The sequence below is a fragment of the Flavobacterium sp. PL002 genome (assembly GCF_054165825.1).
The window spans coordinates 4,206,344-4,230,993 of the sequence record NZ_CM135110.1 but is presented as its reverse complement, the minus strand read 5'-3'; the positions used below and the strand labels follow the sequence as shown (position 1 = coordinate 4,230,993).

The following is a 24,650-nucleotide window of genomic DNA, read 5'->3' as shown; positions in this document are numbered from 1 at the left end:
AAGGATTCGTGCGGTAGCGGGGTGAAATTCTTTCTCTTTAGGATGGAAAAGCTTTTTGCTTAATCCCCAGAAAATTTATGTGACCCCAATAAATTAGAATCAATTTTTAGCTAGGTAGTCTTTAGCTTTAATTTTATTAAATTCTCCTTTTATAAAAAAATCTCTCAATTTAAATTTTAGTTTAAAGAGAGAGATTTTTATTAAAATCTAAAGTATTTGATTTATTTTATGATGATTTTTTTATAATTAACAACGTCTCCATTAGTTACTTTAACATGATAAATACCTGGTTTTTGTGAGCTTATGTCTATTGTGTTTAAAATATTTGTTGTATTTTTTTTCTCTAGAACTATATTTCCAGTAACGTCTAGTATAGCAATCGATGAATTTACTGGAGCATTAATACTTATCCTTTCAGAAGAAGGGTTTGGGTATACTGTAATATCCTCAAAATTAGCTGTTTCTAAATCATTTAGACGAGCATTTGAAGTTGTATTCCATGAAAATTCCTCTGTTGTAGTTTTTGTAATCTTATTACATAACATATCTACAGAAACATATTTTCCATTGCTTCCTTTTAGAGCAAATTTTTCATTTGAAACATTAACCCAGTCAAATTTTTCCCATGAACCAATTGAAGAAACTGTGTTAAATGTTCTCGTACAGGTCATTGCTTTTGTACCATTTTCAGAAGAAACATACTTTCCGTTATTTCCTTTAAGAGCAATTTTTCCTCCTCCAGCATCAACAACTGTAAATTTTTCCCATAATCCAGATGCATCTCTATTACAAGTCATAGATTTAGTGCCATTTTCTGAAGAAATAAATTTCTCATTACTTCCTTTTATTGAGATAATGCTACCTAAAGGGATTGTTGTTGTTGAAGTTGTTGCGTTTGAAGTCCATAAGATGGCATTTTTTATTAGTTTTCCAAAATTAGAATTACTAACATAATCTGAACTGTTGTGTCCTAGTGCAGTGTAAAAAGAACGGCCACCATCATATTCTTTGTACCAAGTTGTTGGTCTTGACGCATCATAAGAATTAGAACCTGTAGAACGAACTTGTAATAAATTAATGTTTTGATTGTATAAATAGCCACCGTTTCTTTCCCAGTAATACCATTCTTCATTTTTTGACCAAGTTGAACCTAAATGTGATGTTATTTCATTTGTTGTTAAAACATCCATCGTTCCTGCTGTATTGTTGCTAGTATGATTAGGGCTTGTTTGCACAATTCCACCAACTAAGTCATTGTACCAAGGCCAACTTCTATCTCGATAAGTGTCTGTTGCAGCATGAATACCTACAAAACCACCACCAGATTTAATAAAATTCTCAAGTGCTAGTTTTTGTGCACTTGTGAATAACCCATCGCCCGAAGTATTAGCAAAAATAATAACTTTATATTGTGATAAGTTTGAAGATGTAAAAATGTTTGCATCCTGTGAATCATCAGTGGTCCATCCGTTAGTATTTCCTAAATCTCTAATCATAGTTATACCACTAGTTATGGCTGGTGAATGACGATAACCATTTGTTTTGTTAAAAACAAGTAATTTAAATGTTTGAGCGTTTCCTATTGCACATGCAAAAAGGAATAAATAAAGCGCTGTTTTAATAGTTTTTGATTTCATAATTTGTTTGTTTTAATACTTTAGATTTTAATAAGTAATTACATATCTATTAACTCTATTTCATTTAAATTAGTGTAGAAATAATAAATAAAACAATATTGTTACTAAATTGAATTAGAAGTTAAGTTAAAACACGAATGCAAATTGATAGTGTTATTAAATATAACCTAAATAATTATTATATGAAATAGGAAAAAAATTAGATATTTTCTTGTTACGATAACAGATAGTTGTAATGAATAAAATATAATTTTCTATACAATAGCTCTAATTTTTCTTAATCTACGAAGTATGTAAGTGTCGTTTTATATCATGGGCTAAAATTTCTAATAAAATTGTATTGTAAAACATTGTTGTCCGATAAAAAAAGAAGCCAAATTAATGGCTTCTTAAAATAATCGTAATTTAGAGTTGCAAAATTCAAATAACGATGGGTAAAAATAAGTATTTTTCGACTAAGTCTGTTTTCGGACAGCTAATTTCTTTAATAGATGACTCCATGATTCAGAAAGCTGTTGAGAAATATAATTCAGACCGATATGTAAAACGTTTCAAGAGTCAAGATCATCTATTTAGTATGATATTTTGTTGCATAGAAAAGTGCAACTCTTTACGAGAAGTATCTGGAGGAATGCTTGGTTTGTCAGGTAAGGAAGAAACTGTTAGAATCAACTCTCTTCCCAAAAAGAGTACTTTGGCGGATGCCAACAAGGGACGTAAGGTTGAGTTTTTTGAAGAAATTTATACCAATTTACTTCAGAAATATAGCTTCGTTTTATCGGACAGTCGAATTAAAGAAGCTTTGAAGAAGAATGTTAAGATTGTAGATAGCACCACAATAAGCTTGTTTAAAGATATATTAAAATGTGTTGGTAGAAAGTCTGTTGACGGAAAAAGTAAAGGAGGAATTAAATCGCATAGTGTGATAAATGCCGATGAAAAAGTACCAAGTTTAGTTTGGTTCACATCAGCCATAACGCATGATCATCAGTTTTTGAAAAGACTAAAATGCGATGAACATACCGTTTATATATTCGATAAAGGATACAATGATTACAAAGCTTTTGAGCATTTTACAGCTCAAAAAACAGGTTTTGTAACGAGAATAAAAGAGAATGCAAAATATGAAGTAACACAAACAAATGACATTCCAAGGAACATTCACTGCGGTGTTTTATCGGACGAAATAATTGAAGTTGAAGTCAATAAGGAAGGCGTAAAAACCAAATTGAAATTAAGGAAAATAATGTACTATGACAGAGAACACAAAAGAAGATTTGAGTTTATTAGTAATTTGTTTGACTTTAGAGCAGACACAATAGCTGCACTTTATAAAATACGTTGGCAAATAGAGCTTTTGTTCAAACAAATCAAGCAAAATTTTCCTCTAAAATATTTTTTAGGAGACAATGAAAACGCTATTAAAATCCAAATTTACTGTGTTCTAATAGTAAATCTATTGCTAGGCGTGATAAAGAAAAGCTTGAAACGACAATGGTCTTTCTCGAATTTAATTAGTTTTTGTAGAATTCATTTATTCAATTACATTCACCTAACTAAATTCTTAGAAAGTCCTGAAAAAGACTGGGAATTAGATCATATAAAAGATGGTCAAATAGGTTTATTTGATGATTATTTAGCAACTGGATAAAATTCGATATAACAAACCAAAAATTATATTTTTTAGTACATCGAATTCTCAAGATAGTACTCGAAAACAAGCTGAACTAGGTTAAAACCTCGTCAAGCCTTGCAAAATAAAGAAAAAATAACTTTCAAATTATTTTTACCGGACAACAATGATTGTAAAACAAAGCAGCATTATTAAAAATAACGCTGCTTTAGAAATTTGGCAATTTTAAATTTTACTTAGAATTATAAAAAATTCATCAACCTGAACGGTTCCGTTCATTGGATGATTCTCATTAGATTTCATTGCTTCTCTAACTTTGTGTATAAATAAACGTGCTGTTTTTTCGGTGACTCCAAAGCGAACTTCCGTAACTAGCTGATAAACCTTTGATAGTAGTGGACATCTCAAAACATATAAAAAAAGCTTTGTGTAAGCCAAACTTAACCTTGTGAAATAAAGTATTTGCAGTCGCTATTTCTGTATGGCTACAAATATTACAAGTTCTCGAAAAATTCTTGCGGATTTGACTCTTTGTATGCTTACATTTTAAACATACAAAACCTTGTTCACATTTGAAATTTGCTAGATATTCCTTGCAGTTTTCATCTGTTTTAAACCGTTCAGTAAACTCTAAAAGGTTTTGGCCCGTAAATAAATTCATAATCCCCCTATTTATTGACTTCTAAGGCATTAAATTATCTACTGACCTCAGTAACTTAATAATTACAATCATGAAAACAAGAAAATTTTTATCAGTAGCATTTTTAGCATTAGCATTCGGAGGAACTTCATTCGCACAAAAAACAGTAATGGTAGGTGGGGCAGAAATGTATCCTTCTAAAAACATTATCGAAAATGCTGTAAACTCTAAAGACCACACTACATTAGTTGCAGCAGTAAAAGCGGCAGATTTAGTTGAAACTTTACAAGGAATGGGACCGTTTACAGTTTTTGCTCCTACTAATGCAGCTTTTGATATGTTAGCTGCAGGAACAGTAGAAACACTATTGAAGCCTGAAAATAAAAAAATGTTACAAACAATACTTACTTACCACGTAGTTTCTGGAAAAATGAACGCAATTGATATTGCAAAAGCAATAAAAGAAGGAAATGGAAAAGCAATGCTTAAAACAGTAAGTGGCGGAACTTTAACAGCTTGGATGAAAGGAAAAAAACTATACATCACAGATGAAAAAGGGGGGATGGCTGAAGTAACTATCGCTGATGTTAATCAATCAAACGGTGTTATTCACGTAGTAAATGCTGTTTTATTACCTAAAAACTAAGAATTAGTTGAAGGTTATTGCAAATAATAAAGAGTCTTGATAATTATTCAAGGCTCTTTTTTTTGACGAAAAAAAATCCCAATTCTGTTAATTCAGAATTGGGATTTTTATATTTAGCACGAATGCCTTTATCTCAACGTAGCTCCTAATTCAGTTTCAAAAACTTTTTGCAACTTACCCATAATTTTATCGATTTGAGCGTCGGTTAATGTTTTAGAAGTATCTTGAATTGTAAAACTTAATGCGTAAGATTTTTTTCCTTCAGGTAAATTATTTCCTTCGTAAACATCAAATAAATTAATGTCTTTCAATAAGTTTTTCTCTGTTTGTTTTGCTAAAGCGAATATTGCATCGTAATTTACACTTTGATCAACTAGCAACGCTAAATCTCTACGTACTTCTGGGTATTTTGGAATATCAGTAAATTTTATTTTGCTGGCAGCAGCTTTCAAAAGGATGTCCCAATTAAAATCAGCATAATAAACTTCTTGTTTTATTCCAAAATGTTTCAAAATTGATTTTTTTACTAAACCAAATTCTACCAAAGCATTGTGACCAGTTCCAATTGCGATTCCTTCTGAAAACACATCAGAGGTAACGGGGCTATTTTGCGTTTTTTGTATTCCAAAACGTGCTAATACAGCATCAACGTATCCTTTCAATAAAAAGAAATCTGTTGGTTTTTGAGCGTTGGTCCAGCTTTCTTGATTTCTATTTCCAGTGATAAAAGCAGACAAATGTTTGTGTTCTTCAAATCCTGATAAAAACTTATGATATGTTTTACCGAATTCAAATAATTTTAAATCACTATTTTTTCGGTTTATATTATAAGAGATAGCTTCTAATCCTGAGAATAATAATGACTGACGCATTGTTGCTAGGTCGTTACTCAAAGGATTCAACATAGTAACATTGTGCTCTTCTTTTAAAGTATCCGAAAGTTGTACATAACTAGCCGTAGTTAGCGAGTTAGCCATCATTTCGTGAAAACCTTGTGAGTTTAACTGCGTTGCAATAATATTTTGCAATTTATAGTCCTCATTACGAGGGGAGTTAGCAACGGTAGCATTGAATTTTTTTGAAAAACTAATGTTGTTGTATCCGTAAACTCTTAATATTTCTTCGATAACATCAATTTCTCTTTGCACATCCACACGGTATGAAGGAATTGTAAGCCCCAATCCAGTTTCAGATACGCTATTGACTTTAATATCTAAGGATACTAAGATTTGCTTGATAGTATCTTTTGGTATTTCTTGACCAATGATTTTCTTAACATTACAAAAGTTTAAGAATACAGCAAAGTCTTCAATTTTCTTTTGGTAAACATCACTAACATCAGATGTGATTTCTCCACCGGCAACTTCTTGAATTAATAAAGCTGCACGTTTCAAAGCATAAGCAGTGATTGTTGGGTCGATACCTCTTTCAAATCTAAATGAAGCGTCACTGCTTAATTGGTGTCTTTTTGCAGTTTTACGAATACTTACAGGATTGAAATAAGCACTTTCTAAAAATATTGCATTAGTATGCTCAGAAACCCCAGAGTTTTTACCACCAAAAACTCCTGCGATACACAATGGGCCTTTTTCATCACATATCATTAAATCCTCTTCATGTAATGTGCGTTCTACATCATCAAGAGTAGTGAACTTTGTTCCTGCTTCTAATGTTTTTACAATGATTTTCCCGTTTACTTTCGCAGCGTCAAAAGCATGTAATGGTTGTCCTAGTTCATGTAAAACGTAATTTGTAACGTCTACTATATTGTTTTTTGGATTTAATCCAATAGCTTTTAATCTATCTTGTAGCCATTGTGGAGAAGGTTTTACTGTAATCCCTGATATAGTAACTCCGCAATATCTTGGCGCTAATTGTGTGTCCTCGATTACAGTATCTATTTTAAGGGTACGCATGTCTATTCTAAAATTACTTACAGATGGCGTAATTAACTCTACATTAATACCACTTTGCAGTAAGCCCGCTCTTAAATCACGAGCAGTACCTAAATGACTCATGGCATCTGCACGATTTGGCGTTAAGCCTATTTCAAATACTTCGTCATTCTCTACTTTAAAAACTTCGGCAGCTTTTGTCCCAGGAACTAGTGCTGCGTCAAGAATCATAATTCCATCATGACTTTCTCCTAAACCTAGCTCATCCTCAGCACAAATCATACCGTGACTTTCCTGACCGCGAATTTTACCTTTTTTGATAGTAAAAGCAGTACCTTCTTTATCGTATAAAACAGTTCCTATTGTTGCCACTGGTACATTTTGTCCCGCATCAACATTGGTAGCTCCACATACTACTTGAATAGGAGTACCGGTTCCTATATCTACAGTCGTCAATTTTAGTCGGTCAGCATCAGGATGAGGAACGCAAGTAAGCACATGTCCTACTACAATTCCTTCTAATCCACCTTTTATAGATTGATATTTTTCAACCATTTCTACTTCTAAACCTAAGTCGGTTAGTAAAGCTGCTGTCTCTTCAGAATTCCAGTCTGTTTTAATAAATTGTTTTAACCAGTTATAAGATATTTTCATCTGTCATTTTTAATAAGATTGCAAATATAAGGATTGCAGTTTGTAGTAAGAAACTATTTTTTTTGTTTTTTATGTCAATTTTGTAGTATTAAAAAACTTTCTACAAAAATAATATCTTATACTTTAAGTATTTATTTTACTAATTAAATAATAAAATAAGGTTAAAAAAACGAATATGGAAATTTTATGCTATTAAGTGAATAGATAATGCTATAGATGTATTATTATTCAAAGTAAATTTGGGTAAATTAAAATAGAGAAGTATGAGTAATATAGCACAAAGACCTGAATTTAAGGCAAAGTATGACAATTACATAGGAGGTAAATTCGTAGCTCCGATAAAAGGAAATTATTTTGATGTAGTTTCTCCAATTGACGGAAAAGTATTCACTCAAGCAGCACATTCTAGTATAGAGGACCTAGAACTAGCAGTAGATACTGCACATAAAGCATTTGAAACTTGGGGAAAAACATCAGCCACAGAGAGAAGTAATTTATTGAATAAGATTGCGCAAAAAATAGAAGATAACTTAGAATACATCGCTACGGTAGAAACGGTCGATAACGGAAAAGCGATTCGTGAAACGCTAGCTGCTGATATTCCGTTGGCAATTGACCATTTTAGATATTTTGCAGGAGTGATTAGAGCTGAGGAAAGTTCAATTGTAGAACTAGATTCACAAAGTGTTTCAATTGCTTTGAGTGAACCTCTTGGCGTTATTGCACAAATTATTCCTTGGAATTTTCCCATATTAATGGCCGTTTGGAAAATTGCACCTGCATTAGCTGCAGGAAATACTGTAGTATTAAAACCAGCAGAAAGTACACCCATTTCCATCTTAGTTTTAATGGAATTAATAGGTGATATTTTGCCTCCAGGAGTATTGAATATTGTAAATGGTTTTGGTGCAGAATTAGGACGCGCCTTGGTAACTAATAAAAAAGTTTCTAAAGCAGCTTTTACGGGTTCTACGACTACAGGACGTTTAGTGATGCAATATGCCACTGAAAATATTATTCCGGTGACGCTGGAACTAGGAGGGAAGTCTCCTAATATTTTTATGAAATCTGTTGGAGATGCTGATGATGACTTCTTTGATAAAGCCATTGAAGGAGCTGTTTTATTTGCTTTAAATCAAGGAGAAATTTGTACTAGTCCTTCCCGTTTATTAGTTCATGAGGATATCTATGAAAAATTTATGGCACGTGTAATTGAAAGAACTAAGGCTATAAAAATGGGGAATCCATTGGATAGAACTACAATGATGGGAGCCCAAGCTTCATTGGTACAAAAAGAAAAAATTATGTCTTATCTAAAATTAGGTAAGGAAGAAGGAGCTGAGCTGTTGACTGGTGGCGATCAATATAAAATGGATGGAGATCTTGCAGGAGGATATTATATCCAACCTACGATTTTCAAAGGGAATAATAAAATGCGTATTTTTCAAGAAGAAATTTTTGGTCCTGTTCTAGCAGTGACAACTTTTAAAACTACTGAGGAAGCTATCGCTATTGCAAATGATACTATGTATGGTTTAGGCGCGGGTTTATGGACTCGAGATGCACACGAAATCTATCAAGTTCCAAGAGCAATTCAAGCAGGTCGGGTTTGGGTTAATCAATACCATTCTTACCCTGCGGGTGCTCCTTTTGGTGGGTACAAACAATCTGGTATAGGTCGCGAAAATCATAAAATGATGCTTGCACATTACCAACAAACTAAAAACATGTTGATTTCTTACGACAAAAAGAAATTAGGTTTCTTTTAGCAAATGATTCAAAAAAGGCAGGTGTAAGCTTGCCTTTTATCTTAATATATAATTTAAAATAAACAAATGATTAGAAGAATTGATGCTACAAAAGAAGCTATTGAACTAATAGCTATTCTTAAAGAAAAACATGGGGAATTGATGTTTTATCAAGCAGGAGGTTGTTGTGAGGGATCGCAGCCACAGTGTTTTGAAAAGGGAGGTTTTTACCAACGAATGGGTGATGTATGCATTGGAACTATTGAAGAAGTAGCGTTTTGGGTGGATAAAGACTTATTTGAATACTGGAAACATGCTCATTTTACCTTAAAAGTTATTGATGCTTTTGGTGTTGGCGGATTCTCTTTAGAAACGCCATTAAAGAAAACGTTCCAAATTGAATACCGAATTTTCACTCCAGAAGAAGAACAAAATTTAACACCTATTCACTACATTGAATAATTCAGTTTACATACAATAATTGGTATTGTTTAGGGGTAATACCTTCATGCTTTTTAAACAATCTAATAAAGTAATTACTGTCTTCAAATCCTGATAAATGGCAAACTTCATTTATTTGTATCTTAGGGTTTTTAAGCAGTTTTTTTGCACATTTAATTTTTTCTTTAATTACAAATTCTATAGGAGTCATTCCTAATTCTCTTTTAAAGAAACGATAAAATGAAGTTGTGCTCATACATGCTTTTTCGCTTAGATTTTTCAAACTGATATTTTCACGTAAATTTAAACGAATGTATTCTATTACCTGAGTTATTGGAGCATTAGAGTCTGTTATTACTCCATCATCAATTGATTTTGCTGTTTGTGTTTGTATTATTCTAATCAATAATTCTTGTAAGGTCAAATCAGCTAAAATGTCTTTAGTTATGGACGTACCCATACATTCCTTTACTAATTTATTGATGGTAGTTGCTAATTCTATATTGTTATAAAAATAATAATTGTGGTAGTCTAAATGCCAAAACTGATTGTTACCTTCTTTAGGATAGCGCTCGTTTAAAAAGTGTAAAGTTGCTGTGATTTTTTGTTGGTCTATCGCCAAAGCCAAGCATTGCGTAGGATTACTTTTAGTTGCTTCAGGAAAATCAATTTTCATTTCTACGTTTGACGGAATCACCACTGTTTCGCCCGGTAAATACTCAAAACAAGGATCGTCAAACAAGTGCATTATTTTTTTACCTCTTAACATGCTCGTCACCACTAAATCATTAAATTGTAATGGAACTAAAGTAGCATCTTTATAAGTCTCAAAAATATTTAATTCACAGTGGTTTAAATTATAAACCGTTCTATTTTCAACTAAAGTTTTTAAGGACTTTTCATTTGACAAACTTGGAGGAGAGATATAGCTGCGATTCATAAATATAACGTATGAAAATTGATCTATAAACTTACTGAAAATAGATGTATTAAAAAAAACATTTTGTAGTTATATCGTGTCGTGACCTACAGAAGTGGCGAGCTTCGTGATCGATTATTTTCGTCTAAGATAAAATCTCTTACGAAAGATAAACGTGAATTTACCACATATTTCGCCATTTTTGCAAACCGCTTTTATATGCCGTTTTTTTATTTACACAGTAAGAACCAAAGAAAAACGATTGTTACAACTAACGTTGATACAATACTGAGTAATGAATAGAGATTTGTTCTATTTATTCTTTTACCGTGTGAATCATATTTTCAAAATTTTGAGTTTTTATTGATGACTCAAATCGGCTTTTTTCCATCATTTGATATTCTATAAATACTAAGAAGCATAAATTGATTATTGGTATTAAAATGGTTTTTACTGAAATAGAATTTTCAATTTTAGAAAGCGCAAAGAAACCTGCAATTAAAATGTTATTAAATGCAAAAAGTTTATCATGAATTCTATCAAAATATTTTAAAATATTTTTACCTCCTTCAATTTCTGTCCTTTCAAAATTTTCGTCAATTCTCTTTTGTTCTCTTTGCGATTCTTCAAAATTAAAGTCTTCCATTTTTTTTCTGTTCTTAGGAATATTAAATACTGATTTATAATTACATGATCTATTCTGCGATTTTTAGAAATAAAATGGCATATATCTAAATAATATATTCAAGAAATAGTTTTCCCTTTTATTTTTTAAGTACTCAAATTTATTAACTGAAAAATACTTACATTATTAATTATTTTAGTTTGAATTTATTTTAAAAGTAATTCTGTTTTGGGTGTTTTTAACGGTATTGGTATGACTTTTAAGCGATATTTTTTATTATTAAATACAAATCAAGGTATTGATTATTTAACCACATCAGAGGTTAAAACAATCAATTATTTTTCTTGCAAACATCATTTAAAATTTTTTCTGCTTTTTTATCTCCTAATCCTGATGCAATATTCAAATCTTGACAAGCACCTTGAAAATCTTTTTTGGCAATTTTAGCATCAGCTCTGTTTCTATAAGCATTAAAATAGTTTAAATTAAGTACTATTGCTTCTGAATATTTTGAAATAGCCAAATCGTATTTTTTTTGGCTGAAATAAATAAAACCCAAGTTGTTAAATGCTAAGTAATTGTTTGGATTAAGAGCTAAACTTTGTGTGTAGAATATTATTGCTTTATCAAAATCTTGTTGCTCTTGATACAACAATCCTTTACTGAATACTGCTATTTCCCAGTTTGGTTTTAACGATAATGCTTTCTCTAAATCTTTTTCGGCTTCGTTGTATTTTTTTTGTTTAATCTCAATTAATGCCCTATCATGCCAGCCCCATTCATTATTAGGCATTGACTCAATTGTTTTTGTAAAATCATTGTAAGCACCCTCTAAATCGTTTATTCTTTCTTTGGCAGCAGCCCTATTATAATAAATGGTTATTTCATTGGGAGCCATTTTAGCAGCTAGATCATAATCTTCTATCGCACCTTTGTAATCATCAATTTGTGTTTTTAGCTGTGCTCTTTTAAAATATTTCTCTGCTGAAGGATTCATATTTATGAAATAAGTTTGGTCTTTAATTCTGTTTCGAATTCCTTTATACCTTACCGTATCAATTTGAACACTAGTGTTGTCTATTAGTTCCGTTTGTGCAAAACTAAAAGTGGTTATAAATAAAACTAAAAGCGTTAGAATCCTCATGTTATTTGTTTTACTATTATTAAAGTTATCTGTTTTTTAAAATCGATTTCTATTATATTCAAAAATAGTTAAATTATTTTAATAAAAAAAAACTGTATTTTGACTACGATGCTCAGAAAGATTTGTTTGAAAAATGATGATTAAATAATTTAAAAAAAGTACTCATTAAATATTTTCTTTTAGCGCTAAGAAAAGATTTTCTTTTTTAATAGGCTTATAAATATAGGTGTTGCAGCCCGCATTTTTAATTTTTTCTTCATCACCAGATAAAGCAAAAGCAGTTTGTGCAATAATCTTAACCTCTTTATTTAAAAGTCTAATTTGTTTTGTGGCTTCAAAACCGTCTAGTACGGGCATTTGTATGTCCATTAAAATAATGTCAATATCTGGATTTGTTTTATAGATTTCTACGGCTTCTTCGCCATTTTTAGCAACGAGTAATTCGGTTGCGATGGGAGCTAATAGAAAAGTCAATAGTTTTTTAGAGATCTCATCGTCTTCAGCAATAAGAATTTTTAATTTTTCAGGAATCACAAAATCTAAAGTTTCTCCAGATTTGCGCTTTTTAATTTCATTAGTAGGGGAATAGGGCATAGTGAAGTAAAAAATAGAACCTTTGTCTTCTTTACTTTCAACGCGAATGTTTCCTCCCATTATTTCAACAAATGCTTTAGAAATAGAAAGTCCCAAACCAGCACCATGTCTCGCTTCTCTATCGGAAATATCGGCTTGAATAAAACGTTTAAAAATGGACTCTTGTTGATCAATTGGAACTCCTATACCAGTATCTGATACGTAAAACTCGATGTAATCAGTTGTAGCGGAGTTTTTTAAGTTGTATCCAACTTCAATGGTGCCTGTATCAGAATATTTTATGGCATTTTTTATTAAATTGAGAAGAATAGAGTATAATTTTTCTCGGTCTGTATTTATAGTTGCAGCTTGATTTGACAAGGTTGTATTTTGAATAAGTTGAATTCCTTTTTTATCAGCTTCTGGCTTAAAAAATGTACAAGCATATTCTATTTGAGCATTAATATTTGTCTCTGAAATTGTCAACTCGACTAAGCCTGCTTCAATTTTAGAAAGATCCACAATATTATTAATAATATTGAGCATTCGATTCCCACTTTTTTCTATAATCTTAATATATTTTCGTTGCTCTCCTCCAGTAAGATTGGGTTCTTTAAGCAATTCCGAAAAACCTAAAATACCATTCATAGGGGTGCGAATTTCATGAGATATATTTGCTAAAAATGCTGATTTAAGTCGGTCACTTTCTTCTGCCTTTTCTTTAGCAATTATGAGTTCATCAATTATCTTCTTTTTCTCCGTAATGTCTCTAACAATATTTAGGTACTGTCCTTCGGCTATTTTTTTTGTACTTAGTTCAGTATAAATGTAGTCTCCGTTTTTTTTGCATAAGCGGTACTGACTAATTACAGTTTTTCCTTGTAGTAACTCTTGTAATGAAGCATTATGGTCTTTACTCATTCTATCTTCAGTATGTATAATATCATTTACTTTTAATAATAGAAGTTCTTCACAATCATAACCTAATATTTCACAAATTTGGTTGTTTAGTTCTAATATCTCGCTTTTTTCATTCAGTACAAGAATTCCATCAGCGGAGTTTTCGAACAAACTTTTAAATTTATTTTCGCTGGCCTTTAGCGCTTCTTCATTTCTTTTTTTTGCAGTAATATCTTGTAAAACTCCTTGAATGTAATCTTTCCCTTGAATAGTAATTTTATTCAAAGATATTGATGTGTCAAAAAGTACACCATTTGATTTTATATGTTGCCATTCAAATTGTTGTGGGTAATTATCAAGCACTTTTTTAATTATTTGTTGTGCTTTAATGGTAGATTTCTGGCCATCATATTGAAAATCAGGGCTTAGTCTATCTACTTCCATGCCAATTAACGCTGCTTTATTGATTTTAAAAAAGTCACAAGTTTTTTGATTGCAATCTAAGAATCGGTTTTCTGTTAATAGGAATATAGCATCATTTGCGCCATCAAAAATCAATTGGTATTTTTTCTCACTAGTTTCAAGTAGCTCATTTTGAAGAAGTAATTTAGTAGTTGTTTCTTCTTTTTGGATGATTGTCTCAGTTAAGTTTCTATAAAAATCCCCAAAACCATAAATAAAAATAATTGTAATTGAAAAAATTGAAGACAAGGTTAAAAACCAATGTGAAGGAGAGCGAGCTAATAAATTGAGATCTAATGAGGGGTTTAAAGTATAATTTGAGTAACCAATTGCTACAAAACTAAAAAGGATAATTATTATAATGTTTACATATATAGCAAATTTTCGTTTTGTGAGTATGGCTAATATTGCCATAGCAATGATCGAATAATAGAATCCGCCATTTAAGGCAAATTTAACCAACCCAATCAAGGATATCGTTAAATATAAAAGAGAGATTAAAACTGTTTTTTGAAAATAATTTAATTTTTTGCGAAAAATAGCTAACGCAAGTACAGAAAAATAGAGTAAAGAATGAAATACGTAGATATCTTGCCATCCTATTTCAAACCATCTTAGTAATGAAAAAATATATGGAGGTATAAAAAAAATAGCGCTCATTACAACTATTTTATTGACAACTTCATCTTTAATTTTCGACAATTCGTTTTGCATACTGAAATTAGATTATGATTATTTGTTGCAATATATTACCGTATGGAATGTTCAAATTATAATTAATTATATGAGAAATAGAACATTAGATTAAACGAAAATACAAATAAAAACGCTATAATAAGCATATTGGCAAATTGTTTGCGACTACTTAGGTATTGTTGTTGTAATTTACTAGTTATTGCTATTATTAGTCTTAAATAGAGTCTAATGTTATTGAATTTAGAGATGCCACTTTGGTTTTAAAAACTATATTGTGAAAGATTAATATGATTTAATCAGTGGCAAGTTTTTTTTTTTTGAGTTAATTGAATATTGCAGACTTTAAAACTGTCTAACCAAATCGATTACCTATAAGTTCATGGTATTGTAATTTAAAGCTTTAAATTAGGCTAATCTTCTTTTCTAGTTAGGCAACGTCCTCTAGGTTCATTGCCTTCATGTAGTACAATTTTAGAATGTAGGAACTGTGCCGCTTCGGCTGAATGTTTTACTTTTATGGCGCTACGTTGTAACATCTCGGATTCAAACTCATTTAAAACACTTTGTCTTATTCCAGCTTCCCTCCATTTAGATAAAGGTCGGCATTCTCTTGTGATTCCACGTGCCAATGCCAATGCATCTAATAAAGCTTGATTTGCTCCCTGGCCTTTAAACGGACTCATAGGATGAGCGGCATCCCCAATTAACGTTATTTGTTTTCCTTTTTCTAATAGTGCAACATCAAGTAATTCTCTATCATATACGGGATAACCAGAAACTTGATTTGCTTGAGTCGCAGACAGAATTTGAGGAATAGGAGCATGCCATTGCGTTCTACGGCAAGCTTCTTCTTTTAATGCTATAGGTCCTTTAGTACTTAGCGCTTTAGCATCTGCTTCAAGCATTGGAAAACTTAATTGCCACATCACCGAATCAGAATCATAAGGCATAATATAAATTCGTTCCTTGCCATTAGCGGTTTGAAATACTGTAGCCGAATCTAATAAAGGATTTTCAAGGCCATCTAGTTCACTCAAGGGACAAATGCCTAATATTACTATACAATCTAGGTAACGTAAAGGAGTTATTTTGTCGCCAATTAATAATTTACGCACCGAACTACGTATGCCATCAGCACCTACAACAAGATTGGATTTAGTATATTTAATCTCACCGTTTACTTGGAATTTGAGTTCAACAGTTTCACCATCAACTTCTTTAAAATCCATAAGCTGGTGACCCCATTGTACTTTATTATGTCCCCCAAGTTGCTCTAGAAGTGCTAATCGTAATGATTGGCGTGCGATATGTATGTTTGTACGTTTGGGAGCTATTTTTGAATCAGAATCCATCCATTTTCTCATTCCCCATTCTCCAATTACCTTTCCATCTGTAGTATGAACCAAATGTCTAGTAGAGACAACCCCTTTCTCTAAGTTAAAAATTCCCAATCCCTCAATGGCTTTACTCGCTTGTTGTAGTGTAAGTCCATAACCTTGCGAACGTGTTTCAAAACCGTTATCTCGCTCATAAATTGTAAAGGGAATTCCGCGATGTAAGCAAGCTACAGCTAGAGCCACACCACCAATTCCTCCACCAATAATAGCAACCCGTGGGTAATTTTCGATATCTGCTATTGGAAAATTATCAGATGGTATTAATCCAGATCCAAAGCATTTTATACAGTGGTCTAAGTGTGCTTTAGGGCGAATAGGAAGTACTCCTTGATTATTAGATTTTTCATATTGTTCGAATGCTACTTGGTACCTAATGCGTTCTTTTTTATTGATTCTTCGACTTTTTTTACCGCGTCCTTTACATTCCTGACAAGTAGTCCAGCCAGTTACTTCATTTTTCATTTTTTTTTATTTTACTTGGGAAGGCTAATGATAAATTCGCTGCCTTTTCCTAATTCACTTTTTACAGTAATATCTCCGCCATTTTTATTAATAAATTCCTTAGAAAGAATAAGACCTAATCCTGTACCTTCTTCATCATTAGTTCCTTTAGTTGATATATTTTTATCAATTTTGAATAATTTTTCGATGACTTCTGTTGACATACCAATACCTGTGTCAATAATATGTAACATTATCGTATTTTTATTAGCATGATATTTAATTGTAATTTTTCCACCATTAGATGTGAATTTGATTGCATTGTTCACCAAATTTCCAATAGCTATTACAGCCGAATTTAGATCAATTAAAACATTTACCTCAGATGGAATAGTTGTTGTAACCTCTATATTTTTTGCGGAAGCATTATATTTATAAGGAGCTATACTATTTTCAACCAACTCTTTTAAGTTCAGTAGTTTTTTATTAATTTTAATTCTTCCTGTTTGCGATTGTGCCCAAGTAAGTAAGTTTGCTAATAAATCAAAAGCTGATTGTGATGATTTATTTAATGCAATTATAATTTCTTTTTTTTGATCATCATCAAAACTATCGTAATCTTCGACTAACAAATTACTAAAACCTAGAATATTACTAAATGGGCTCTTGAGATCATGGGAAATAATGCTAAAGAATTTATCCTTAGTCGAATTTATTTCTTTAAGTTCATCACGTTGATTTGAAATTACTTCATTTTTAATAATTAATAATTGGTTCGCCTTTTTCTTAATAGTAAACCTATTTAAAAGAATTATAATCATAAGTATGACTAATAATGACACCCCAATAAATGAATTTCTTAAGTTGGTTTGTTTTGCAATAGCTAAATTTTGGATTTCACTGTTTTTTCGTAATAATTCATTTTCTTTCTCTTTTTGTTCACTACCGTATTTAGTTTGCATTTCAGCAATTTGCTTTGAGCTATTTTCATTATTGATGCTATCTTTTAGCAAAATATAATTTTCTAAAAAAACCACTGATTTATCAAATTTACCAGTAGTATTATAAAGGTCGGCATAGTTCTTATAGAGTTCTAACTTTTCTTCTTTAGCGCCTAATTTAATTGCCAATTGAAACGCATTATAGTAGTAGGATAGGGCTTTATCATACTGTTGTTGTTCTTTATGAACAAGCCCTATATTTTGATTAGCAAGTAACATCCCAATTTGATCATTAATAGTGTTACTTATAGTGAGAGATTCTTCTAAATATGCACTAGCACTAGCATAATTTTTAAGGTGGTACTCTGTGTTTCCAATATTGTACAAACAAATAGCAGTTCCATAGCTGTTTTTAGTTTCCTCAAACAGTTTTAGGGCATTTTTATAACTATCTTTCGCTTTTTTATACTCTTTTTTAAATTTATAAATCTCACCCAAAGTATTTAGTTGAGAAGCTAAATTACTTGTCTTAGATTGTTTCTTAGAAACAGCAATAGATTTCTGCACATATTCTAAGGCTTTAGGGTAATTTTTTTGTGCCAAATAAATAGAACTGATATTACTTATTGCTATGATATAAATTTCAGTAAACCCTTTCTCTTCAGAAATTTTTAAAGATCTATAATTATATTTTAATGCATTCTCATAATCATTTATATCGAGATAGACAGCTCCTAGATTACTACATAGTGCGCTTATACCTTCTAAATCATTGATTTCTTCAAATATATTTAATGATTTTTGATAGTTATCAAGAGCAAGTTTAAATTCGCTTTTAGCCCAGTAATTTACTCCTTTATTTTGTAGTGATCTTGCAATATCTTTTTTGCTGTTTTCTTTTATAGCTAGTGAATAAGCCATATTTGCATATTGAAGGCCTTTGTCTGGAGATACATTCCAGTATGCAAAGGATAATTCATTTAATAATATCACTTTTTCAAGATCTACTTTATGAGACAGCAGCCCTTCTAAACTATCAATCCTTGTTTGAGAAAACAAAAAATTAGAGAATAATAAAAGAATAATTACTAATGGATATTTCATATATACTACATTTGAAGATGTCGTAAACCAATTTACATAAATCATCTAAATAAGAGATCCAAAATTCTAATAAACGTATATTTTATAACTATTTAGGGCTATATTTTACTGTTGGCAACTTTTATATCGCTAATTTTTATTCAAAGAATATTTGTGACAATACGAAGATAGGATAAAAAATGCTAATTCTCTTAAAACACCTATCTTGCCAAGCATTTATGTAAAAGCATAACTTTGAGAATACTAAAAACGAAGATATGTAAATACAAAACACTTTTTCTAATCTAAAGATATTCATTGGTTTAGATATTAAAAAAAAGTTGGACAGTTTATATCCAAACATATCTATCTTTTTACAAGAACTATTAGATGCATTCAAATGCGAGCTCATTATAGAAAAACTAACAAGAAAGATTACAATCTATTAAAAAGTATTCCTGGAATAGGCGGTTATTTATCGAGTGTTATTTTGGCAGAATGCGGAGATTTACGTCGTTTTAATAATGAAGGACAATTTAGTTCATTCGTTGGATTGGTTCCAGGAATCTACAATAGTGGAGGATCAGAAAAGTGTTTAGGAATTACACCAAGAAGTCGTTCACAATTGCGCAGTTATTTAGTAGAAGCAGCTTGGGTGGCTATTAGAAAAGATGTTGAGATGCAAAACTATTACCGAAACCATCAAGGAAAAAACGTAAAAAGTGTCATTATAAAAGTGGCTCATAAGATGGCACGAAGAATTTTATCGGTAATCAAAACCGAAACAGCTTACCAAATCAATAGGAATTTAATACCGATAGCTATCGCAATAGAGAAATAAAAAAATAACCATCTTAAAAAGCTCAACCATACAAGAAAAATAGACTACAAAACAGCCGTGGTGGTTCTGTAACAAGAAGCCACATCGCCAAGCAGGTAGCTATTTTATTTAATCTTACAATCATACCGATGCTGGTGGCCACGTCTGAGGCGTGGACCACATATAGGAGCGTGAGCCTTAAGATTTTTAAAAGATAAACGATGAAGGAAAAGAGAAATTAATTCGTGGCATTATTGAAAAAGTTAGAATAACTTTTTCTGTCTAAAGCCTACGGCCGACAAAAAGTTGTTTCCAACTTTTCCAACAAGCCGCTGCAACGGAATTCTATACTTGAAAAACACCTTACATATAACCCTCTCAAAAGTTGTTAATAACTTAATGATGCTTTACATAGGAACGGCTGTTGTGCGTTCGGTTTTATTGGAAGTCAAATTGTTCGTTTAATCTAGTTTTACGTTGGTAAACATCATAAATTTTGGCTGTAACTAAAGACGAAAAGAATAATAAGGAAATCATCATTTGATACGAATATAATGAATTTATAAATTTACCCGATAATTTTATTAGAAATATTGACAAAATATAAATTACAAAAATAACTACAAAACTTAACCAAGCTAAAATACATTTGTTATTTAATTTTGAATATCCGTAAGTCAACAAAATCAAACCTAATGAAATAATAGCATAATAAATTTCTGTCACAAAAAGGTAAGCAAATAACGGTGATATTGAAATTATTGACAATATTATTAAAGTAAATATATATGAAAATCCCTTCTTTACTGTTTTGTCATCTTCCTTTAAGTAATAGTTATATATCTCGTTTTTAATTTCACTTTCACTATATCCATTTTTTAATAAATATTCTACCGTTTCTTTTTGAGTATAATATTGATTATATTTTTTTTCAATATCAGATTTTAGTTCGTTTTCCATATATAATTTTGATATTTTTGGTTTAAACAATTTTATAATTATGTCATTTTCAATTTTCAGTTTCTGCACTAAACTGACGCACAACGGTTCTCGGCTTGGCGATGTGGCGGATTAGGAAGCCGAAACTTTCTATAATCACTTAACTTCAAAGATAGCAAAAATCTTCGATTTAGCACTAAAACCGCCATATTGCCAAACCGATGTTAGCGGTAGTTTTTATTTTCAAGATTCTAAAATTTGAATCGCTTTATCAAAATATTTTAGGCCTTTGTGGTAATAATGGTCTTCAGAAATAAGTCCATTTCTATATTCAAGATTTAAAGTTTCTTTTTGTTTTTTTAATATGTCAATCGTTTGCGTTCCTTTAGGTAAAATAGTCTGTTCTTCACTCCATAACCTAAAGGAAGTTTCCTTTATTGTTTCCAACTTTGGGTTTGCTCCATATTTAACAAGTAGTTCTAATGCGTCAAGTGGTAAATCTCCGTATGTAATAGCAAATTGCAAAACACTCATTTGGTTAAAATTATATTCATTGAGATTAAAAAATTCATTGATTAATAAAAATTCTAATATTTTAAATTGTTCATTTAAAGCCTCATCTCCGTGGTTATATCTGTTATCAAACAAACTATATAAAATATCTTTACCGTTAATATTTTTAGTTAATATTTCATAGTTATTGTCAACTGAAAATTTAAATACTTTAAAATTTGTTCCATACATTAAAAATGTATTTCCGCCATCATCTTGAAGATTTAAATTTGCACCATATTTTACTAAAATATCAATAATTTCATAAGAATATTTACAATCAAAGATTGCAGTACGTCCTTTTGATTTATCTATTAAATTAGGGTCTAATCCTTTAGAAAGATAAAAATCAAAAACGGTCGAATTAACTGGTAATGCTGAACTAATAGTTCCAGCCAAAATATTTATCATATTATTGTTCGAAGTTGTGTCTAAGTAATTTTCAAAACAATTTATATTCGAAATTTTATAGAACTCGGTATCACTAATTTCTTTTTTTCTTAACCTTAGTAATGTTTCTTGTATTTTTTCGTAAAGTACTTTCATTGATGCTATTTGTTAAAATTACCGCTAACGTCAGGCTGTGAAAAAACTCCGTTTTTTACTTAATTTTGGTAAAATTCACTGTTACACACTTCAATATAGCTACGCTAAGCAAAAGGATTTTTAGGCAGCAATTGCCAAGTCTATTTCCAATAAGTCCTTAGAAAGCCTAAAATAAATCCTTTTTAAAACAAAAACACCTTTTACTTTATAAGGTGACTTCCAATTCTTAATTTTGGCAATCAAATCAGGTACACCCAAGATATTTATCGAGCGTTTGATGTTGTATACTAGCATAATTAAACTGTGTTCCCCATTTACTTTATCGAGTCCCGATAAATTGGTGTGATTGTAGCCCCATTGACGTTTAATTGTCCCGAAAATATGTTCGTTTATTTCTTGTCTAGTACGATATAGCTCTTTGTTTTCTCTGTAGCGTTGGTTGTTTTCTTCTACAGCATCGGCATACTGGCTTCGGTCAATCTCTCGTCCGCCTGCTCTACTGGTGCAAAGGTTTTTTACTGGACATTCTTTGCAGGCTGATGTTCGGTATTTCTTAAACGCATAACCACTTTGTTCGGTACGCCCCGTTTTCTTGTGCCAACGGCCAGTGGTTTTTAGGGTTTCTCCTTGCGGACATTCGTAGATATCGTCTTCTTTATTATAGATAAATTTAGCCACTAAATAATCCGGTTGTGTAACGCTTTCTTTACTTATTCCTGGTGTAGGATGTGCTACAATGGTGGTGATGTTATGGTCTTTACATTGGCTGATTTCTCGTCCGTTGTGGTAGCCTTTGTCCACTATAACAGTAAGAGTTTCTACCCCCCAAATTCTCTTTTGCTTCCAATGCAATAGTTCCTAAAGCGTTCAAATCGTTGCGATTGATCGTGTGCGTAGCAACCACCAAATTGTGTTTATTATCTACCGCTGCTTGGATGTTGTAACTTACTTCGACCACTACACCTTGAACCAACAAGGCTCGTGCATCAGCATCGGTCTTACTAATCTGCGGTTCGCCACTAGTTTTTAACTTTTCTTCTAGGAGTTCATAGCCAATTTTATTCCTTTTTAAACGCTCTATTTTTTTCTGTATTTCGGTAATTGTAAGGCTATTTTTCTTTTGATCATTTGTAGCTAGTGCATCCAAATATTCTTGGGTTCTTTCCTCTATGTAAGCTAGGTGTTTGTCAATTTTCTTTTGGTTGAAATTGTTTTTTCGGCTGTTATGGGCTCGGCTTTTGGTGCCGTCAATGGCGATAGTTTCTCCTGAAATCAAATCCGAATCTTTCAAAAATGTAACAAAAAGTTTAAAAAGTTTTTTTAATCCTGCAGGATTCTCTTTCCTAAAATCGGATATACTGTGGTAATTGGGTACAAGACCACACAAAAGCCATTGCAATTCTATATTACGACTGCACTCTTTTTCAAGCTTTCGAGAACTCCTAAGGCCATTCAAATAACCATATAAATAGATTTTAAGAAACACTTTAGTGTCATAACTAGGTCGCCCTTCCAATTTAATGGTTTGAACCCTAAAATCAATGCGTCCCAAGTCTAACGCCTCCACAAAAGCATCTACAAAACGAACGGGGTTATCTGCTGAAATTGTTTCTTCCAGACTTGAGAAATATAGCTGATTACGTGCGATTCCAGTGATATGTTGCATTACTAAATATACAACTTTTCATAATAATAATAATAATAATAATAATAATAATAATAATAATAAAATTATTTAATTATATTTGATTCAAATAAATGTTAGTTTTTTCACAGACTGACGTTTCGCGGCTTGCGGAAGTAGCGAACTTCGTAACCGTAATCTTTCGGCTAAGATAAAATTTCTTGCGAAAGATAAACGTGAATTTACCACATATCTCGCCATTTATGCAAACTGCTGTTGTACGCAGTATTTTATTCCGTTAACTCTTTAGTCAAAGTCAGAATATATTCCGCGTTAAATATTTTCATTCTTTTATTTAGTTCTTCACAGTCTTTCTGTTCCGCTTTTCTCAAATTCAGTTTTTCACAAATTGTGTCAATCAGTTCAATATCATCTAAATCCTCAATTCCATATATTTTATGAATGTCATCTTCAGGGTAAATTGAGAAATCGTCCATTTGAATAAATTCTCGAATTTCGTCGTGAACGATTTCAACGTGCCGTTTATTAAATCCGTTTTTCACAAGTCGGTTAATATATTCCGTTCGCGTGAGATTCGGTCGACTTTCATTTAATTTTCGCAACTTTTTTTCATTCCGTTTATTCTGAACGTTGCTCAAAATCAACATCAGAAAGATGATTGTTCCAATAATAATTATCATTTTTGTCTTGTCCTGATATAGGTTGACCTTTTTTTGTTAATGTATAATTTCAAAAATAGGTGATTGTAGTCGGAATATTGATAAGTTTAGAAAAAATCTTTGAAAGGATTTTTTTCCAAACTTGTCAACATTCCTACGCAACTAAATTAGTATTTTTTTTCTTTTTATAAGGCTTGTATTGATGGGTTTGATTTTTATGTGCATATTGTGGTGTTTTCATTTCAAGAGAGCAATGTCTACGCTCATTATTGTAAATTTCTATAGCTTGTTTCACCATTTTTTGTGCTGTTTTTAAATTTGGAATTGTTTTATTTAGTCCAAATTCATGTTTTAAAATTCCGTTTATTCTTTCGGCTACTGCATTTTCGTAAGGGCTTGAATTTTGAGTTGTACTTAAAATAATGTTCTTTGATTTGGCAAATTCAGCAAAGTCCGGACAGCAATATTGTATACCTCTGTCGGAATGATGGATTAGATTTTCATTTTTATAAAGTCTGTTTTTAACAGCCATTTGCATTGCGTCTTTGACAAGTTGAACTTTCATATTTGTATCAATTTTGTATCCCATTATTTTCTTGGAATAAACGTCAGTAACCAGGGCTAAATAGGCATGTTGTGAAGCTAATTTAATATAGGTTATATCGCTAACAAAGACTTGTTCTGCGTGTTTTATTTCAAGGTCTTTAAGTAAGTCGTCTGACTTGTAAAACCCATGTTTAGAGTCAGTTGTTATATGATAAAGCTTTGTTTTTTTGATTAATAAATTATGATATTTTAAAAAGTGAATAAACTTATCTCTACCCATTTTTATATCATTTTTTAGAAAGTCATCTTTGATATCCAAGTGTAGTTTTTTACCTCCATATCGTACCATTTTTTGACGGATAGGTGTTATGAGTTCTTTGATCTTTACAGCCTGTAAATCTTCTGTTTTTTGTTTGTTCATTCGTTTGTAATAAGCCTGTTTGCTTATTCCGAAGCATTGGGAGAACC

Annotated in this window: 19 protein-coding genes and 1 pseudogene; 5 read left to right on the top strand and 15 right to left on the bottom strand. The window is 31.3% G+C overall.

What is annotated here, in order from left to right:
* Positions 1-221: 221 nt before the first annotated feature.
* Positions 222-1,637 (bottom strand): ThuA domain-containing protein, encoded by a 1,416-nt coding sequence (locus ACVEGE_RS18490; protein ID WP_192501524.1) that lies wholly within the window; start codon positions 1,635-1,637, stop codon positions 222-224.
* A gap of 430 nt (positions 1,638-2,067) precedes the next feature.
* Between ACVEGE_RS18490 and ACVEGE_RS18485 the strand changes: the two genes are divergently transcribed.
* The gene (locus ACVEGE_RS18485) at positions 2,068-3,288 is read left to right on the top strand and encodes an IS4 family transposase (protein WP_192501455.1); all 1,221 of its coding nucleotides are present in this window, start codon (positions 2,068-2,070) and stop codon (positions 3,286-3,288) included.
* Between the two features lie 225 nt (positions 3,289-3,513).
* Here the strand turns inward: ACVEGE_RS18485 and ACVEGE_RS18480 are convergent.
* Positions 3,514-3,931: pseudogene (locus tag ACVEGE_RS18480) on the bottom strand (IS1595 family transposase); the annotation flags it as partial.
* A 70-nt stretch (positions 3,932-4,001) separates the two neighbouring features.
* On the opposite strand from ACVEGE_RS18480, the gene ACVEGE_RS18475 reads away from it, so the two are divergent.
* On the top strand, positions 4,002-4,556 hold the full coding sequence (locus ACVEGE_RS18475) for a fasciclin domain-containing protein (protein WP_192501454.1): 555 nt from the start codon (positions 4,002-4,004) through the stop codon (positions 4,554-4,556).
* 128 nt (positions 4,557-4,684) lie between these two features.
* On the opposite strand, the gene pheT is transcribed toward ACVEGE_RS18475, so the two are convergent.
* Complete coding sequence (gene pheT / locus ACVEGE_RS18470; RefSeq protein ID WP_192501453.1) at positions 4,685-7,105, bottom strand: phenylalanine--tRNA ligase subunit beta; 2,421 nt, start codon at positions 7,103-7,105, stop codon at positions 4,685-4,687.
* Between the two features lie 263 nt (positions 7,106-7,368).
* Between pheT and ACVEGE_RS18465 the strand changes: the two genes are divergently transcribed.
* Positions 7,369-8,874, top strand: coding sequence for an aldehyde dehydrogenase family protein (locus ACVEGE_RS18465; protein WP_192501452.1), 1,506 nt, complete (start codon positions 7,369-7,371; stop codon positions 8,872-8,874).
* Positions 8,875-8,940: 66 nt separating this feature from the next.
* Positions 8,941-9,315: a DUF779 domain-containing protein gene (locus ACVEGE_RS18460; RefSeq protein ID WP_173853339.1), complete on the top strand. Its 375-nt coding sequence runs from the start codon at positions 8,941-8,943 to the stop codon at positions 9,313-9,315.
* Between the two features lies 1 nt (position 9,316).
* On the opposite strand, the gene ACVEGE_RS18455 is transcribed toward ACVEGE_RS18460, so the two are convergent.
* From ACVEGE_RS18455 to ACVEGE_RS18430, 6 genes are all read right to left on the bottom strand, one after another.
* A complete protein-coding gene (locus ACVEGE_RS18455; RefSeq protein WP_192501451.1) occupies positions 9,317-10,234 on the bottom strand; it encodes an AraC family transcriptional regulator in 918 nt (305 codons plus the stop codon).
* Between the two features lie 295 nt (positions 10,235-10,529).
* A complete protein-coding gene (locus tag ACVEGE_RS18450; protein ID WP_192501450.1) occupies positions 10,530-10,859 on the bottom strand; it encodes a hypothetical protein in 330 nt (109 codons plus the stop codon).
* Between the two features lie 310 nt (positions 10,860-11,169).
* Positions 11,170-11,982 carry a tetratricopeptide repeat protein gene (locus tag ACVEGE_RS18445; protein WP_192501449.1) on the bottom strand — a complete coding sequence of 271 codons (813 nt, stop codon included), beginning with the start codon at positions 11,980-11,982 and terminating at the stop codon, positions 11,170-11,172.
* A 165-nt stretch (positions 11,983-12,147) separates the two neighbouring features.
* Positions 12,148-14,631 carry a PAS domain-containing hybrid sensor histidine kinase/response regulator gene (locus ACVEGE_RS18440; RefSeq protein ID WP_192501448.1) on the bottom strand — a complete coding sequence of 828 codons (2,484 nt, stop codon included), beginning with the start codon at positions 14,629-14,631 and terminating at the stop codon, positions 12,148-12,150.
* A gap of 392 nt (positions 14,632-15,023) precedes the next feature.
* Positions 15,024-16,472, bottom strand: a complete 1,449-nt coding sequence (locus ACVEGE_RS18435) for an FAD-dependent oxidoreductase (protein WP_192501447.1) — start codon at positions 16,470-16,472, stop codon at positions 15,024-15,026.
* An 11-nt stretch (positions 16,473-16,483) separates the two neighbouring features.
* The gene (locus ACVEGE_RS18430; protein ID WP_458008596.1) at positions 16,484-18,541 is read right to left on the bottom strand and encodes a tetratricopeptide repeat-containing sensor histidine kinase; all 2,058 of its coding nucleotides are present in this window, start codon (positions 18,539-18,541) and stop codon (positions 16,484-16,486) included.
* Between the two features lie 334 nt (positions 18,542-18,875).
* Between ACVEGE_RS18430 and ACVEGE_RS18425 the strand changes: the two genes are divergently transcribed.
* The gene (locus ACVEGE_RS18425; protein WP_225738160.1) at positions 18,876-19,316 is read left to right on the top strand and encodes an IS110 family transposase; all 441 of its coding nucleotides are present in this window, start codon (positions 18,876-18,878) and stop codon (positions 19,314-19,316) included.
* A gap of 417 nt (positions 19,317-19,733) precedes the next feature.
* On the opposite strand, the gene ACVEGE_RS18420 is transcribed toward ACVEGE_RS18425, so the two are convergent.
* The 6 genes from ACVEGE_RS18420 to ACVEGE_RS18395 all read right to left on the bottom strand — a co-directional run bounded on the left by ACVEGE_RS18420 (position 19,734) and on the right by ACVEGE_RS18395 (position 24,630).
* Positions 19,734-20,255, bottom strand: coding sequence for a hypothetical protein (locus tag ACVEGE_RS18420; RefSeq protein ID WP_192501445.1), 522 nt, complete (start codon positions 20,253-20,255; stop codon positions 19,734-19,736).
* Positions 20,256-20,477: 222 nt separating this feature from the next.
* Positions 20,478-21,332, bottom strand: coding sequence for an ankyrin repeat domain-containing protein (locus tag ACVEGE_RS18415; protein WP_192501444.1), 855 nt, complete (start codon positions 21,330-21,332; stop codon positions 20,478-20,480).
* A 120-nt stretch (positions 21,333-21,452) separates the two neighbouring features.
* On the bottom strand, positions 21,453-22,133 hold the full coding sequence (locus tag ACVEGE_RS18410; RefSeq protein WP_370566993.1) for a transposase: 681 nt from the start codon (positions 22,131-22,133) through the stop codon (positions 21,453-21,455).
* Entirely contained in the window at positions 22,090-22,998 is a 909-nt protein-coding gene (locus ACVEGE_RS18405) for a transposase (RefSeq protein ID WP_225738158.1), read from the bottom strand. Before ACVEGE_RS18405 ends, ACVEGE_RS18410 begins: the two co-directional genes overlap by 44 nt.
* Positions 22,999-23,246: 248 nt before the next feature.
* The gene (locus tag ACVEGE_RS18400; protein WP_173857657.1) at positions 23,247-23,453 is read right to left on the bottom strand and encodes a hypothetical protein; all 207 of its coding nucleotides are present in this window, start codon (positions 23,451-23,453) and stop codon (positions 23,247-23,249) included.
* Positions 23,454-23,790: 337 nt separating this feature from the next.
* Entirely contained in the window at positions 23,791-24,630 is an 840-nt protein-coding gene (locus tag ACVEGE_RS18395; RefSeq protein WP_458008648.1) for an IS3 family transposase, read from the bottom strand.
* Between the last annotated feature and the right edge of the window lie 20 nt (positions 24,631-24,650).

Excerpts from the sequence above, each read along its gene's own strand:
- ACVEGE_RS18490 (WP_192501524.1), bottom strand. The coding sequence starts at position 1,637 with ATGAAATCAAAAACTATTAAAACAGCGCTTTATTTATTCCTTTTTGCA.
- ACVEGE_RS18485 (WP_192501455.1), top strand. The coding sequence starts at position 2,068 with ATGGGTAAAAATAAGTATTTTTCGACTAAGTCTGTTTTCGGACAGCTA.
- ACVEGE_RS18475 (WP_192501454.1), top strand. The coding sequence starts at position 4,002 with ATGAAAACAAGAAAATTTTTATCAGTAGCATTTTTAGCATTAGCATTC.
- pheT (WP_192501453.1), bottom strand. The coding sequence starts at position 7,105 with ATGAAAATATCTTATAACTGGTTAAAACAATTTATTAAAACAGACTGG.
- ACVEGE_RS18465 (WP_192501452.1), top strand. The coding sequence starts at position 7,369 with ATGAGTAATATAGCACAAAGACCTGAATTTAAGGCAAAGTATGACAAT.
- ACVEGE_RS18460 (WP_173853339.1), top strand. The coding sequence starts at position 8,941 with ATGATTAGAAGAATTGATGCTACAAAAGAAGCTATTGAACTAATAGCT.
- ACVEGE_RS18455 (WP_192501451.1), bottom strand. The coding sequence starts at position 10,234 with ATGAATCGCAGCTATATCTCTCCTCCAAGTTTGTCAAATGAAAAGTCC.
- ACVEGE_RS18450 (WP_192501450.1), bottom strand. The coding sequence starts at position 10,859 with ATGGAAGACTTTAATTTTGAAGAATCGCAAAGAGAACAAAAGAGAATT.
- ACVEGE_RS18445 (WP_192501449.1), bottom strand. The coding sequence starts at position 11,982 with ATGAGGATTCTAACGCTTTTAGTTTTATTTATAACCACTTTTAGTTTT.
- ACVEGE_RS18440 (WP_192501448.1), bottom strand. The coding sequence starts at position 14,631 with ATGCAAAACGAATTGTCGAAAATTAAAGATGAAGTTGTCAATAAAATA.
- ACVEGE_RS18435 (WP_192501447.1), bottom strand. The coding sequence starts at position 16,472 with ATGAAAAATGAAGTAACTGGCTGGACTACTTGTCAGGAATGTAAAGGA.
- ACVEGE_RS18430 (WP_458008596.1), bottom strand. The coding sequence starts at position 18,541 with ATGATTTATGTAAATTGGTTTACGACATCTTCAAATGTAGTATATATG.
- ACVEGE_RS18425 (WP_225738160.1), top strand. The coding sequence starts at position 18,876 with ATGCGAGCTCATTATAGAAAAACTAACAAGAAAGATTACAATCTATTA.
- ACVEGE_RS18420 (WP_192501445.1), bottom strand. The coding sequence starts at position 20,255 with ATGGAAAACGAACTAAAATCTGATATTGAAAAAAAATATAATCAATAT.
- ACVEGE_RS18415 (WP_192501444.1), bottom strand. The coding sequence starts at position 21,332 with ATGAAAGTACTTTACGAAAAAATACAAGAAACATTACTAAGGTTAAGA.
- ACVEGE_RS18405 (WP_225738158.1), bottom strand. The coding sequence starts at position 22,998 with ATGCAACATATCACTGGAATCGCACGTAATCAGCTATATTTCTCAAGT.
- ACVEGE_RS18400 (WP_173857657.1), bottom strand. The coding sequence starts at position 23,453 with ATGGACGATTTCTCAATTTACCCTGAAGATGACATTCATAAAATATAT.